The sequence below is a fragment of the Rhizobium sp. CB3090 genome (assembly GCF_029714285.1).
Lineage (GTDB): Bacteria > Pseudomonadota > Alphaproteobacteria > Rhizobiales > Rhizobiaceae > Rhizobium.
On record NZ_CP121664.1, the window covers coordinates 434,469 to 447,986 of the forward strand.

Genomic DNA, 13,518 nt, shown 5'->3' on the forward strand with positions numbered 1-13,518 from the left:
TGTTAGGCCGTAAGAGCGTTGGCGAATTCGAAGGCCTGGCCGGGGGCTGCCTCGAACAAAGCCTTCGTATAGGGATCCTTGGGAGATGCGAAGAGTTCAGCGGTCGGGCCTTGCTCCACCACCTTGCCGCTCTTCATGACGAGGATACGATCGCAGATCTGCGCTGCGACCCTGAGATCGTGCGTGATGAACAGCATGGCAAGGTTGAACTTCTGGCGCACGTCCTCCAGGAGCTTAAGAACCTGCGCCTGCACTGAGACATCGAGCGCGGAGACGGCTTCGTCGGCGATCAGGATTTCCGGTTTCATGGCCAACGCGCGGGCAATGCAGATACGCTGGCGCTGACCGCCGGAGAACTGGTGCGGATAGCGATCGAGCGCGTCGGGAGACAGGCCGACCAGAGACATCAGCTCGCGTGCGTTGGCGCGCGCCGCTTCCGGTCTCGTTCCGAAGTTGACCGGACCCTCGACGATCGAGGCGCCGACAGTGCGTCGCGGATTGAGCGAGCGATACGGATCCTGGAAGACGATCTGACAGCGCTGACGGTGATCGCGCAATCGCTTCTCCGGCAGCTTTGCGATGTCGTTTTGCCCGGTGATGATCGCGCCCGACGTCGGATCGATGAGCCTTGCGATGCACCGCGCGACGGTCGACTTTCCGGAGCCCGACTCCCCGACGATGCCAAGCGTCTCGCCCGAGCGGATGCGCAGATCGACCGCATTGACGGCATGGACACCTGCACCTTTCTTGATCAGATGCGCGGCGCCGTAAACTTTCGAGAGCTTCGACGTTTCGAGACGAACCGGGCCGGTATTTTCGCGCCGCTCCGGTGGATCGATTTTCGGCACAGCATCGATCAGCAACTTCGTATAGGGCTGTTCCGGCGATCTGAGCACCCGGGCGGCGGTGCCTTGTTCTATCAGTTTTCCTCGCTGCATGACGATGACACGATCGGCAATGTCGGCCACGACGCCAAAGTCGTGCGTGATGAACAGAACACCGGTTCCACGGCGCTGCTGCACCTCGGCGATGAGTTTCAGGATCTGCGCCTGCGTCGTCACGTCAAGCGCGGTCGTCGGCTCGTCTGCGATCAACAATGCCGGATCGAGAATGAGTGCCTGGGCGATCATGATGCGCTGGCGCTGGCCGCCCGAGAGCTGGTGCGGATAGGATGCGTAGATGCGCGGCGGGTCGGGAAGGTGGACCGCCTCCATGATCGACAGGACTTTTTCCTTGCGCTCAGCCGGCTTGAGGTCGGTATGGATGCGAAGTACCTCATCGATCTGCTCGCCGCAGGTGACGACCGGATTGAGAGCCGTCATCGGCTCTTGAAAGATCATCGCCATGCGTGTACCGCGAAGTGCCCGCAGTCGCGCCGGCGATGCCTTGAGCACATCTTCGCCCTCAAGCAGTATCTGGCCGCCTGTTGCCGTCAATCCTTTGGGCAGAAGCCCCATGACGGCATGCGACGACACTGACTTACCGGATCCCGATTCGCCGACGATGCAAACGATCTCGCCTGCATTGACGGCGAAGGAAATATCGCTGACCGCGTCGGGGCGATCGGCGCCTTGTGGCAAACGGACGGTGAGGTTGTTGATCTGAAGGAGTGGCTCGCTCATGCGCGTTTCTCCATTTTCGGATCGAGCGTGTCGCGCAGCCCGTCACCCAGGATATTGATGGCAAGCACCGTCAGCCCAAGGAGGATACCCGGGAACAGAATGTTGTGCGGGTAAAGCCGGAAGAGCTGCCTCCCCTCAGCCATGATGTTGCCCCAGGTCGGAATCTCCGGCGGAACGCCGATCCCGAGGAAGGACAAGATCGCTTCGACGAGGATCGCCGACGCACAGATGAAGGTGCCTTGAACGATCAAAGGCGCGATGGTGTTTGGCAGAATGTGGCGGATCAGAAGCGGCAAGGTACGCGTGCCGACGGTGATGGCTGCCTCCACATAGGGCTCATGTCGCGCTGAAAGCACGACCGAACGAACAAGGCGAACCACGCGGGGAATTTCCGGAATGATGATCGCCACGACGACGGTGCCTATCCCCGCACTCGAGAGCGAGACCAGCGCGATGGCAAGCAGGATGGCGGGGATGGCCATCAGCCCGTCCATGATGCGCATGACGATCTTGTCCAGCCAGGGGAAGAAGCCAGCCGCCATCCCAATTGCGAGGCCCAGCCCCACCGAGGCGATCGCCACCGTGGCCCCGACGAAGAGTGAAACGCGGGCGCCGTAGACCACCCGGCTATAAACGTCGCGGCCGAGCGAATCCGTGCCCATCAGATGGACGACGGTCGAACGGGTTCCGTCGTCCAGCCGCTGGCTGGTTTCGCTCATCGGCAGACGGTTTCGCGCAGCGGGATCGATTGCGACGGGATCGCTGGTTGCGATCAGCGGTGCGGCAAGACCGATTACGATCATAATGAGGACGATGAGGGAGCCGATAACGACCGACGGGTTGCGTAGAAGTTTGCGGACGAGCGTCGATCGCCCGCTCTTGGGTAAAGGCGTCGTGTCCGGCACGACATGAACGGAGGTTGGAGCGGTCAATGAACTATCCTCGGGTCAAAGATCGTGTAGGAAAGGTCGACGATCAGGTTGATCAGGACGTAGACGAAGGCAAACAACAGGATGATTGCCTGAATCACCGGGAAGTCGCGGGCAAGTACCGCGTCAACGGTGAGGCGCCCAAGGCCCGGTATGGAGAAGACGCTTTCGGTGACGACGACGCCTCCGATAAGCAGCGCGACGCCGATCCCGACGACGGTGACGATTGGAACGGCGGCGTTCTTCAGCGCATGGCCGAAGAGAACCTTTGTTTCGGTTTGACCTTTTGCGCGCGCGGTACGGATAAAGTCCTCCGAAAGCACCTCCAGCATGCTGGTGCGTGTCATGCGGGCAATGAGCGCGATGTAGATCACCGAAAGCGTGGTCGCCGGCAGCACCAGGCTGTTGAGCCAGGGTCCGATCCCACCGGCGATCCTCTGGTAACCCTGGACGGGAAACCATTTGAGTTGGATCGCAAAGACGTAGACCAGAAGATAGCCGATCACGAATACCGGGATCGAGAAGCCGAGTACCGAAAAACCCATGACGAGCCGATCGAGGACGGTGCCCTGCCGGTAGGCCGCGATTGCACCAAGCGGGATGGCCACCACGACCGCAATCAGGATGGTAACGAGCGAGAGCGAGAGTGTCGGTTCGATCCGGTCGGAGATCAGATCCCAGACCGATTTTTTGAAGAAGAAGCTGTCGCCGAAGTTGCCGGTCAGGATGTTGCCGAGCCACACGAAGAACTGCGTGACGATCGGCTGTTCGAGGCCGAGCTTTTCGCGAATTTCCAGGATCTGCTGCTGCGTGGCATTGTCGCCGGCGATGATCGCCGCCGGATCGCTCGGTGTCAGTCGCAGCATCAGAAACACCAATGCTGCGACGATGAGCATTACCGGGATTGTCGCGACGAGCCGTCGAAGGATGTAGGAAGCCATGACATCACCTTTCTGGTACCCGTGCCATAAACAGGAAAACCCGGGGGATTAGTTGCTCACCTTGCCCTTCTCGATATTCCAGAAGACCGGTGTGGAGGTCGGTATGAACCCGCTGACGTCCGACCGCGCCGCAGAAGGTATCTTGAACTCGCCGAGAACGACGTGCGTCGGGCTTTCTGCCTCATGCATCTGGATGGATTGCGCAATGGCCTTCTGCTCTTCCAATGTCGCGGCACGCGCGAACTTGTAGCGAAGCTCCTCAAGCTGCGGGTCGTTCGGCCATCCGAACGCCGCCTTGTCGCCGGAGGCATTGAAGAACGCTCCCATGACGGGGTTCAGTACGTCGGCCGTCGACCAGAAGGTCGCCATGGCGCTCCAGCCGCCCTGTGCGGGAGGATCCTTGCGCACCCGACGCGACAGCACCGTCTGCCAGTCCATGGATTGCATGTCGACGACGAAGCCGCCCCGCTCGAGCAGCGACTTTGCGACAGGCGCGATGTTGACGAGTGCCGGCAGATCGGTCGAGTGGAGAAGAACGACCGGCTCGCCCTTGTAGCCGGCCTCGGCCAGCAGTTCCTTCGACTTGACGAAGTTCGATTCCAGCTTGTCGTCCATGCCGGCATTCGTTTCCAGCGCCGTACCGCAGACGAACATCGCCTTGCAGACGCGGTAGTAGGCGGGATTGCCGATAGCGGCCTGCAGGAAATCTTGCTGGTTGAGCGCGTAGAGGGCAGCCTGCCTGACCTTCGGATTGTCGAATGGCTTGACGATCGAATTGAAGCGCAGATTGTACTGGTAGCCATCCGGGACCCAGTCGACCAGTTTCACGGCGGCGTCGCCTTCAAGCAGCGGCAACAGATCGGTGGAGGGTTGCTGAATGATATCGATCTCGCCATTGATCAGCGCGTTGATCGCCTGCTGCTGGTCGGCGATCGTTCGCCATTCGACGGTTCCGATCTTGGCGACCTTGCCGCCGGCATGACCGGACGGAGCTTCCGCCCGGGGCTTGTATCCCTCGAACTTCTTGAAGATCGCCCGGTCGCCCGGCTTCCATTGGTCACGCATAAAAACGTAGGGGCCAGAGCCCGTGGTATCCGAAATCTGCGTGTTGGGATCCGTTTCCGCCACGCGCTTCGGCATCATGAAGGGAACGTTGGACGACGGCTTGCCGAGCGCCGCGATCAACTGCCCAGTCGGCTCCTTAAGCTTGATGACGAAGGTCTTGTCGTCCTTCGCCTCGATGCTGGCGATGAAGGTCATCATCGTCTGGCCGAAGGAGTCCCTCGCGGCCCAGCGTTTGATCGAGGGGATGATGTCGGCCGTCGTCACCGGCTGATTGTCATGCCATAGGAGGCCGTCTCGGAGCGTGAAGGTGTACGTCAGCTTGTCGTCGCTGACTGTGTAGCTGTCGACCATCTGCGGCTGGATCTTGCCGTCGGCATCCATTGCAAATAGCGTGTCGTAGACCATGTAGCCGTAGTCGCGCACGACGTTCGACGTCGTCCAGATCGGGTCGATAATCCTGAGGTCCGCCTGCATGACGACGCGCAGCGTGTCCTTGTCCGCCTCCTGAGCGAGGACGAAGGACGGCATCGCCATCATGCTCCCGGTTGCCGCGAGCGCGGCGATGAACGATCTGCGAAGAATTTTCAGTGACGGCATAGCTGGTTCCCCTTTATTGTCTATGCGGCGTGAAGATTGCGCATTGAGGCGCGGTGGATTGGTCGTGATCGGACCTCGCGTCGGCCGGTTTCCTGAGGTGAAAGATTTCGACGACGGTGTTAGGCGACGCTCCGACCCGAAACGGCGCCGGTCTTCGGGGATGCCGCACGACCGGCCGCCTTGCTCATCGGCTGTGGACGGGCCGGACATCGAACACCCTGGTTCATGAGCATCTCCGAATTTCAGTTCGTGAGATCATCACGTCCAGTTGCGTCTCGGAGTAGGTCCAGAATCCAGCGGTTTTCACTCGGCTCGGATAAAACTGGTCCATCGGCTGAATACCAGTTGCCGAACGCAGAAAGACCACTAGAAGCAGCGCGTCAGCTGGGCGCGTGGCACCAACACCCCGGCTCTTCGATAATTCTGGACCGGTCGATTTGCAGCTATCTGGCGCTTCAAAAGCGCATCGGGCGTCAGTCAGATCGGAAGCGATTTATCCACTCATCGTCCCCTCGAAGCCCGCGCGTCTCGCCTAAGGATATTCTATGACCGATCTGGCATCCTTCTCCGCTCAGGCATTGACGAGGGGCTATCGTTCCGGGGAATTCTCCCCGGTCGAGGTCTTGAGCGCCTGTCTCGAACGCATCGAACGATTCGAGCCGAAGGTGAACGCCTTCGTTTTCGTCGACCGTGAAGGTGCGTTGAACGCCGCGCAAGTCTCCGAGCGGCGCTGGCGGCGCGGTGATCAATTGGGACCTGCGGACGGCGTGCCTGCCACGATCAAGGACAACATCGCGTGGAGCGGTTTTCCAAATCGCCAAGGATCCCTGCTGACTGCGGATCTCCCGACGGCCTTCGACGCGCCGGCGGTCGCGCGCCTGAAGGAGGCTGGCTCCATCCTACTCGGCAAAACGACGATGCCGGAATTCGGATGGAAGGGTGCGGGCGACAGCCCTTTGACGGGGATCACTCGCAATCCCTGGAACTTGTCGCGCACGAGCGGCGGATCGTCGGCCGGCGCCGCAGTCGCGGCCCTGCTCGGGATGGGCGCCTTTCATCTGGGAACCGACGGCGCCGGCTCGATCCGCATTCCGGCGAGTTTCTGCGGCGTCGTCGGATTCAAGCCCTCCTACGGCAGGGTGCCGTCCTACCCGCTGTCGGCCATGGGCGGGCTTGCCCATATCGGTCCGATCGCAAGGAGTGTTTCGGATGTCGCGGCGATGCTGTCCATCATCAGCCGGCCGGACCATCGCGATCCGACGGCTTGGAATACACTGCCGCCGAACTACCAAGAGATCTCCGATCAGGAGCTGAAGGGCTTGCGCATCGGGTGCTCGATCGACTTAGGCTTCGCGAACCATGTCGATCCTGTGGTCGCATCCGCGGTCAAACATGCCGCCGCTGAATTTGCGCGGCTCGGCGCTTCAGTCGACGAGATAGACCTGGCCATTGAGGATCCCAAAGACATTCTCGCGACGCTTTGGGAAGCGGGCGCGGCCCTCATTTTGCGCAGCTACGCGCGGGAAGACTGGTCGCGCTGCGACCCCGGAATGGCACGCGCGGCAGAGCGGGGCCGAGCGATCAGCGGCGCCAACGTGATCGAGGCATTGACGCGCAAGCGTGTGGAGCTGTCGGCTCGTCTCAATCGGGTTTTTGAGAGCTATGATCTGATCATCACGCCGCAGATGCCGACGGCGGCTCTGCCTGCGGGCATGGATATCCCGCCGGCGGGTTTTGCTGGCGTCGACGAATGGGGGAACGATTGGACCAACTGGAGCCCCTTCACCTACCCGTTCAATATTACGCAGTTGCCGGCAATCTCCGTTCCCTGCGCCCTCGACGGCGAGCGAATGCCGATCGGCCTTCAGATCGTCGGTCCGATGCGGGCCGATGAGTTAGTGCTGTTCGCCGCTCGGGCGTTCGAGGCCGCCGTGCCACCGGCTGTTCTCGACACCGCCCGATCAGGACTGGAGGCGGCGTAGGCTAAGAATACCTCCAAGGGGGGTGGGAGGACCGCCGTGCCAAGAGGATTGATCATCGTCGGTGCGTCGCACGCGGGCGTTCAGCTCGCGGCAAAGTGCCGTGAGATGGGCTACCAGGAGCCGATTACGCTCATCAATGGGGAGCATGATCTTCCATATCAACGACCGCCGCTTTCGAAAAACTATCTGACGCAGGATCTCGCGCCGTACGACATCCTGCTGCGTCCGGAGCGCTTTTTCAGCGACTCCCATATCCAACTGCTTTCAGGCAAGAAATGCGTCAGGATCGACAGGCAGGACCGTACTGTCGAGCTCGACGGCGGCCGGCGGCTCCATTACGATTCCCTCGTGCTTGCGACAGGGGCGCATGCAAGAGGCTTGCCGAAAAGCTTCGGTACGGTGCCGCGTGGGGTCATCAACCTGCGTGACCTCGACGACGCCCGGCTCGTTCGCGATGCAGTTTGGTCGCCCAAGAAAGTCGTGATCGTCGGCGGGGGCCTGATCGGCCTTGAACTGGCCTCGACATTTTCAAGCGTCGGCTGCGATGTTTCGCTGGTCGAGTTTCATGGGCGCCTCTTGGCGCGTTCGTGCTCCCCTGACATTGCCCAGGCGATCGAGGAGCTTCATCGCACCGCCGGTGTCGACGTCCACCTCGAGGCCGGCATTGCGGAAATCCACGCAAGGGCCGCCCGCCTTCACGCAGTGACCCTGACCAATGGACGCCGGCTGGACACGGACATGTGCCTTTTTGCCATCGGTGCTTCACCGAACATCGATCTCGCGCTTGATGCCGGTCTTGCCTGTGCGAACGGCGTCGTTGTCGATCAATTCATGCGGACCTCGGATCCCGCCATTCTGGCCGTCGGTGACTGCACGATTTTCCCAAGTGTGCAACTCGGCAGGATGATACGCCTCGAATGTATTCAGAACGCCCACGGACAGGCCGCCACGGCGGCGGCGACGCTTACCGGATCCCCTGCCCCATACATTGCTCCGCCCGTCTTTTGGTCCGATCAGCGCCTCTGCAAGTTTCAAAGGGTAGGCTTCCTGGACGGTGTCGATTTGACGGTCAGGCGTGACGGCGAAGCGGGTGCATTTTCCCTGTGGCACTTCGTAGATCGCCGGCTACGCGCCGTCGAAAGCCTCAACAGTGTTCATGATCAGGCTCTTGCCCGTCAGCTTCTTGCCAAACAAGCGCCCATGACACCGGAACAGGTTGCCAATCCTCGTTTTCAGCTTCGGGCGGCATTGGGAAACTAGCCAATATTCTCTCGGACCGTTGCCTGAAGGATCTTCATCTTCCGGCGTCGTTGGTCTATCATCCTCGCCCATATTTTCAACAGGAAGTGGTCCAGAAAATCATGGCGCGGCGGCAAGACCTCATCACAATCGCTTCGCTGCGATCTTTCGATCGGACGAGCGGCCGCATCGGCCAGCAGTTTGCCCAGGCCCTGCGTGATGCGATTGCGAAGGGCGAGTTGAAGCCCGGGGAACGCCTGCCATCGACCAGAGCCTTGTCGGCAACGCTTGGTATCGCGCGTGGCACCATTGTCGAAGCTTTCGACCAGCTTTATGCGGAAGGTTACCTCCAGACGCGGGCGCGCAGCGGCACCGTTGTCGCAAATGTCCATGAGGACGCGTCCGATCCAATTTCACCGGACATGGTGCTCGAGGCGCCGGCGAGCGAGCTCCCGCTGCCCGAAAATGTGGCCCGGCTTGCGGCCGTTGCAAAGGCGCTGCGCCCGCAACGCGCCCTGCCATTTGCAATCGCACATCCGGCCGGCGACGTCGCTCCCGACGATAAGTGGCGGCGCTTGGGAAACCGTGTCCGGGCAACGAGACCCGCAGCCCCCTCAGGATATATCGATCCAAGAGGGCTGCCGGAATTGCGCGCGTCGATCGCCGAATACGTCCGAAAGGCGCGGGCGGTGAAATGCACTGCCGATCAGGTCATCATCACCGCCGGAACGCAGCAGGGTCTGTTTCTGGCCGCAACCGTGCTCCTGACCGGCGGCGATTCCGTCTGGGCAGAAGATCCGGCTTATCCGGGTATCGAGGCGGTGCTCGGCAATTTCAACATCACGACCTGTCGGATCCCCGTCGATGGGCAGGGCATCGACGTCAGGGAGGGAGTCGTTCGATGTCCCGGCGCGCGTGTCGCTTTCGTCACGCCCTCCCACCAATATCCGCTTGGCATGCCGCTCAGCATGCCACGGCGCACGTCGCTGCTTTCCTGGGCTCGCAACAACAATGCCTGGGTCGTGGAAGACGACTACGACAGTGAACTGAGATATGCGGGTTACCCATTCCCGTCCCTGCAAGGCCTCGATCCCTCCCGCGTGGTCTATCTGGGTACGCTGAGCAAGATGCTGTTCTCATCGCTGCGCCTCGGCTACGCGATCGTGCCTGAACCGTTGATCGATGCTTTCGCCGGGGCGCGTGCGATGATCGACCGCCATTCTCCGACGCCGGATCAGCATGTTCTCGCAAGCTACATGCGCGAGGGCCTCTTTGAGGCGCACGTGCGCCGGATCCGCGGCGCCTATTCGGAACGGCGCGACGCCCTGATCAAGGCGATCGAGCGGGACCTTCCTTCGTGGGCGACCCTGCAGCCGTCGGATCAGGGCATGCATGTCGTGCTCTGGCTGCCTCTCGGCATCGACGATGTGAAAATCGCCGAAGACGCGGCCAAGGCCGGTCTGGTCGTACGGCCGATTTCGCCGATGTTCGCCAATCCTCCGGCCCGCTTCGGGTTGATGCTGGGATTTGGAGGGTTCACCCCTGGCGAACTCCAAGCCGCCGTCCGGCGGCTGAAAGACGTCCTCGATGCCTGCGTCGGCGCGATCCGCGGCCCGCTGTCGAAGCCCGAACATCTGGCCGTCGAAGTCTGAAACCGTCCCGACCCGGGGCTTCCATAACGGTTCGTGTGGTTCACCGAAAATGACGGATACTGGTCCTATGAAATGGGCCAATTTGGATCAAGGATACTCCAGACATCGAGTGAGCCCCGTTTGGCTTCAGGGAAATGGAGTATTGCCATGAGCGACGACACCGTTCCGACGCTTGAAAGCGGCGTCGATGAAAACCCGCCTTTCAAGACGTGGCTGTGCGTCCTGTGCGGTTTTATTTACAGCGAGAAGGATGGCTGTCCCGAGGACGGCATTCCAGCCGGCACGCGCTGGGCCGACGTGCCCGAAGAGTGGGCTTGCCCCGACTGTGGCGCCACCAAAGCCGAATTCCAAATGACCGAGATCTGACACCAGTCCTAGCCCGCCATGAGCGTGCCAGCCAATTGCGCCCAGGAGTTATCATGTACGTACCCCCGCACTTTGCCGAAAACCGTCCGGAAGCGCTTTTCGACCTCGTCGAGAAGAACCCGCTCGGCATCCTCGTCACCAACGGCAAGGCTGGCCTCGACGCCAACCACCTTCCCTTTGAGCTGAACCGGTCGGAGGGAGAACACGGCACCCTTCACTCCCATGTGGCGCGCGCAAACCCCGTCTGGCAGGACGTATCGACCGGCGACGAAGTGCTGGTCGTCTTCCGCGCCGCCGACGCCTACATCGCGCCCAACTGGTATCCGAGCAAGCGCGAGTTCAAGAAGCAGGTCCCGACCTGGAATTACCTCGTGGTCCATGCTCATGGGCGCGTCACAATCCGCGACGACGAGCGCTATGTGCGTGGACTGGTCGCCCGCCTCACCCGGACGCACGAGGCCGCGCAGGCCGATCCGTGGAAGATGACTGATAGTCCCAAGGACTATATCGACATGATGTTGAAAGCCATCGTCGGGGTTGAAATCGAGATCACCCGCCTGACGGGCAAGTTCAAACTCAGCCAAAACCGCGAGGCGCGGGATATCCTCGAAGCAGGCGAAATGCTGCAGAAGCAGGGCGACGAATTGATCAGCAGCAGCATGATCGCCTTCGGCACCGAAAAGGCACGCCAGTCCTGAGGTTCGACCTGATTTTTGGGGTACTCCGTCGTGAACACGCAACCCGCAGTCATCGTCGGCGCCGGCCACAGCGGTGCGAAGGCGGCAGCCGCCCTTCGCAAGCATGGCTGGACCGGAGACATCACCTTGGTCGGCGACGAGCCTCATGCACCGTATGACCGCCCGCCACTGTCCAAGGCCGTCCTTCTCGGTAAGAAGAGCAGCGATCAGTGTGCGTTTTTTCCCAATAGCTGGTTCGACGATAACAACATCGGCTTGCGGCTTGGAACCTCGGTCGCAAGAATCGATCGCCAGAACAAGCGCGTCGTGCTCGCAGACGGCGAGGACGTCCCATACGGAAAACTACTTCTGGCGACCGGGTCCGCCTTCAATCGGTTGACGCTGCCGGGCGCGGAGTTGGACGGCGTCTGGCCGCTGCGAACGCCTCAGCACGCCGATGCAATCGCGCGCTCGCTTAAAACCGGGTTAAGGGTCGTCGTGATCGGAGCTGGCGTGATCGGGCTCGAAGTCGCAGCCGCCGCAGTAGAACTCGGCTGCGACGTCCATGTCCTCGAAATAGCACCATACGCCATGGGCCGCAGTCTACCGCTTGCCGTGTCCGAGGCACTGGTTGCCGAGCATCGAAGCCGTGGCGTGGACGTTCGCTTCGGCGTCCGCTTGGCTTCCCTGGAAGGCAAAGAGGCAGTCTCGGCCGTTCACTTCGAAGGCGGCGAAACCATCGCTTGCGATGTCGTCGTCTATGGCGTCGGCGTCCGGCCGCGGACAGAACTTGCTGAGGCGGCGGGTCTCGCGGTCGACAACGGCATCGTCGTTAATCCCCTTCTGCAGACGGAAGATCCCGACATTTTCGCGTGCGGAGACGTCTGCAGATACAAAAGCAGGATTTTCGGCAGCGCATTGAGGCTCGAAAACTGGCGCAATGCGGAAGATCAGGCCGACACGGTGGCGCGCAACATGCTGGGGCAGGAAAAGGCATTCGACGAGGTGCCGTGGTTCTGGAGCAACCAGTATGATTTTGCGCTTCAGGTTGCCGGCCTGCCGACGCTTGGCGAAATTACCATCCCCGCGACATCGGGTGCCGCGCGTCTCTTTTTGTCGGTCACGGCCGACGGCGCGCTTCGTGGCGCAAGCGCCATTGGGCCGGTGCGCGACGTCGCAAGCCCGATCAGGAAGCTTAAGGCAGCGATCGCCAGGGATGAAACGCTCGACATCAGGACAACCGGAAGCTCGTCGGCAAATGTAGATGCCCTATTGCAGAATTAGCCAATCCGACGTCGCCGTTAGAGGGATGCCGGCGGAAGCATCTGTAAACGGCGGTGTTGATCAGTTGATATTTCCGACAGAGAGGCACCGATTAAGAGCGCAGTCGCTAACTGCTCTTGGCGATTTGCAAACATGACGACGCGATGACTTGCCACAAATCGACACGGGGAGTGATTGGCAGCATGGACCAGACGACAGTCTCGGACGGTAATTCATTTCAGGGAACAGACCCCGATGAGTTGTCTGCATTGCTGTCAACATCGGCTTCTCTGATCCGGACGGAGCCTCGCGGAAAGATCAGGTATTCCTGCAAGTTTGGCAGCATCGACAGGCTTTCGCTTGTCGACTGTAGCTATGAAGGTCAAATTCAATTTGAGCGGAAAGGTGCAAGCGACAAGCTGCTGATTTTCTTCCCCGTCGTCGGAGACGCCCACATCGGTCATACCAAAATGGGTTCTTTCTCTACTCCAGGGATCGGAACCATTGCCGATGGCAAAATGGAAGGTCGCGTGGAAATAGCAGGGCGGCGGCGGCATCTGCTTCTTCTCTTGGAAAAGGCGGACCTGAAGCAAAGACTCGCCAATATGCTGGAGCGTCCGATCCGCAGAGACGTAGAGTTCTATCCAGACATCAACTTGGAAGAAGGGCCCGGAAGATTGTTGCAAATGCTGTCGGAGGCAGCATTTTCCGGGCTGACGGGCGAAAAAAACCTGCAAAAGGCTCCGCTTGCCCTGACAAACTTAACAGAAACCATCGGAAATCTGGTCCTCGAAGCCCTGCCCCACAACTTCTCCTCGGCGGTCGCGAGGCCCGTCAGTGCAACCACTCCAAAACAACTGAGGAGGGCCATTGATTATATGCACGCTCACCTCTCCGAGCCCATCAGATTAGAGCAGATCGCTGCCGAAGCCTCGACGAGCACGCGAAGCCTGCAAAACATGTTTCAACGGTTCCGTAACACAACACCAATGGCGTTTCTTCAAGAGCTCCGCCTGTTTGCTGTCCGGCAAGAGCTGCTGGAGGCGCCGCCGGGTATTTCAGTCATGGAACTTGCGCAAAAATGGGGCTTTATGCACGCAGGCCGGTTCGCGATCAGCTATAGGAAGAAGTTTGGCGAACTGCCTTCCCAAACAATCCGCGTTAGAATTTCATGATGTGCAACGT

At 60.5% G+C, this 13,518-nt stretch carries 11 protein-coding genes; 7 read left to right on the forward strand and 4 right to left on the reverse strand.

The window, feature by feature from the left end:
* Positions 1 to 2: 2 nt before the first annotated feature.
* From QA646_RS28850 to QA646_RS28865, 4 genes are read right to left on the reverse strand one after another with little or no spacing between them, the layout of a single operon-like run.
* A complete protein-coding gene (locus tag QA646_RS28850; RefSeq protein WP_283060713.1) occupies positions 3 to 1,622 on the reverse strand; it encodes an ABC transporter ATP-binding protein in 1,620 nt (539 codons plus the stop codon).
* Complete coding sequence (locus QA646_RS28855) at positions 1,619 to 2,554, reverse strand: ABC transporter permease (RefSeq protein WP_283060714.1); 936 nt, start codon at positions 2,552 to 2,554, stop codon at positions 1,619 to 1,621. Before QA646_RS28855 ends, QA646_RS28850 begins: the two co-directional genes overlap by 4 nt.
* A complete protein-coding gene (locus tag QA646_RS28860) occupies positions 2,551 to 3,492 on the reverse strand; it encodes an ABC transporter permease (RefSeq protein ID WP_283060715.1) in 942 nt (313 codons plus the stop codon). Before QA646_RS28860 ends, QA646_RS28855 begins: the two co-directional genes overlap by 4 nt.
* A gap of 48 nt (positions 3,493 to 3,540) precedes the next feature.
* Positions 3,541 to 5,154 carry an ABC transporter substrate-binding protein gene (locus QA646_RS28865; protein ID WP_283060716.1) on the reverse strand — a complete coding sequence of 538 codons (1,614 nt, stop codon included), beginning with the start codon at positions 5,152 to 5,154 and terminating at the stop codon, positions 3,541 to 3,543.
* A gap of 545 nt (positions 5,155 to 5,699) precedes the next feature.
* On the opposite strand from QA646_RS28865, the gene QA646_RS28870 reads away from it, so the two are divergent.
* The 7 genes from QA646_RS28870 to QA646_RS28900 all read left to right on the forward strand — a co-directional run bounded on the left by QA646_RS28870 (position 5,700) and on the right by QA646_RS28900 (position 13,508).
* The gene (locus QA646_RS28870) at positions 5,700 to 7,136 is read left to right on the forward strand and encodes an amidase (protein ID WP_283060717.1); all 1,437 of its coding nucleotides are present in this window, start codon (positions 5,700 to 5,702) and stop codon (positions 7,134 to 7,136) included.
* A 36-nt stretch (positions 7,137 to 7,172) separates the two neighbouring features.
* Positions 7,173 to 8,396 (forward strand): FAD-dependent oxidoreductase, encoded by a 1,224-nt coding sequence (locus QA646_RS28875; protein ID WP_283060718.1) that lies wholly within the window; start codon positions 7,173 to 7,175, stop codon positions 8,394 to 8,396.
* 101 nt (positions 8,397 to 8,497) lie between these two features.
* Positions 8,498 to 10,027 (forward strand): PLP-dependent aminotransferase family protein, encoded by a 1,530-nt coding sequence (locus tag QA646_RS28880; RefSeq protein WP_283060719.1) that lies wholly within the window; start codon positions 8,498 to 8,500, stop codon positions 10,025 to 10,027.
* A gap of 147 nt (positions 10,028 to 10,174) precedes the next feature.
* Complete coding sequence (locus QA646_RS28885) at positions 10,175 to 10,393, forward strand: rubredoxin (protein WP_283060720.1); 219 nt, start codon at positions 10,175 to 10,177, stop codon at positions 10,391 to 10,393.
* A 53-nt stretch (positions 10,394 to 10,446) separates the two neighbouring features.
* Entirely contained in the window at positions 10,447 to 11,091 is a 645-nt protein-coding gene (locus QA646_RS28890; RefSeq protein ID WP_283060721.1) for an FMN-binding negative transcriptional regulator, read from the forward strand.
* A 30-nt stretch (positions 11,092 to 11,121) separates the two neighbouring features.
* The gene (locus QA646_RS28895; protein WP_283060722.1) at positions 11,122 to 12,354 is read left to right on the forward strand and encodes an FAD-dependent oxidoreductase; all 1,233 of its coding nucleotides are present in this window, start codon (positions 11,122 to 11,124) and stop codon (positions 12,352 to 12,354) included.
* Positions 12,355 to 12,536: 182 nt separating this feature from the next.
* A complete protein-coding gene (locus QA646_RS28900; protein ID WP_283060723.1) occupies positions 12,537 to 13,508 on the forward strand; it encodes an AraC family transcriptional regulator in 972 nt (323 codons plus the stop codon).
* Positions 13,509 to 13,518: the final 10 nt, after the last annotated feature.

Bases quoted from the DNA above. Each gene is read 5' to 3' on its own strand.
- QA646_RS28900 (WP_283060723.1), top strand. From the start codon at position 12,537: ATGGACCAGACGACAGTCTCGGACGGTAATTCATTTCAGGGAACAGAC.
- QA646_RS28860 (WP_283060715.1), bottom strand. From the start codon at position 3,492: ATGGCTTCCTACATCCTTCGACGGCTCGTCGCGACAATCCCGGTAATG.
- QA646_RS28885 (WP_283060720.1), top strand. From the start codon at position 10,175: ATGAGCGACGACACCGTTCCGACGCTTGAAAGCGGCGTCGATGAAAAC.
- QA646_RS28890 (WP_283060721.1), top strand. From the start codon at position 10,447: ATGTACGTACCCCCGCACTTTGCCGAAAACCGTCCGGAAGCGCTTTTC.
- QA646_RS28870 (WP_283060717.1), top strand. From the start codon at position 5,700: ATGACCGATCTGGCATCCTTCTCCGCTCAGGCATTGACGAGGGGCTAT.
- QA646_RS28880 (WP_283060719.1), top strand. From the start codon at position 8,498: ATGGCGCGGCGGCAAGACCTCATCACAATCGCTTCGCTGCGATCTTTC.
- QA646_RS28865 (WP_283060716.1), bottom strand. From the start codon at position 5,154: ATGCCGTCACTGAAAATTCTTCGCAGATCGTTCATCGCCGCGCTCGCG.
- QA646_RS28850 (WP_283060713.1), bottom strand. From the start codon at position 1,622: ATGAGCGAGCCACTCCTTCAGATCAACAACCTCACCGTCCGTTTGCCA.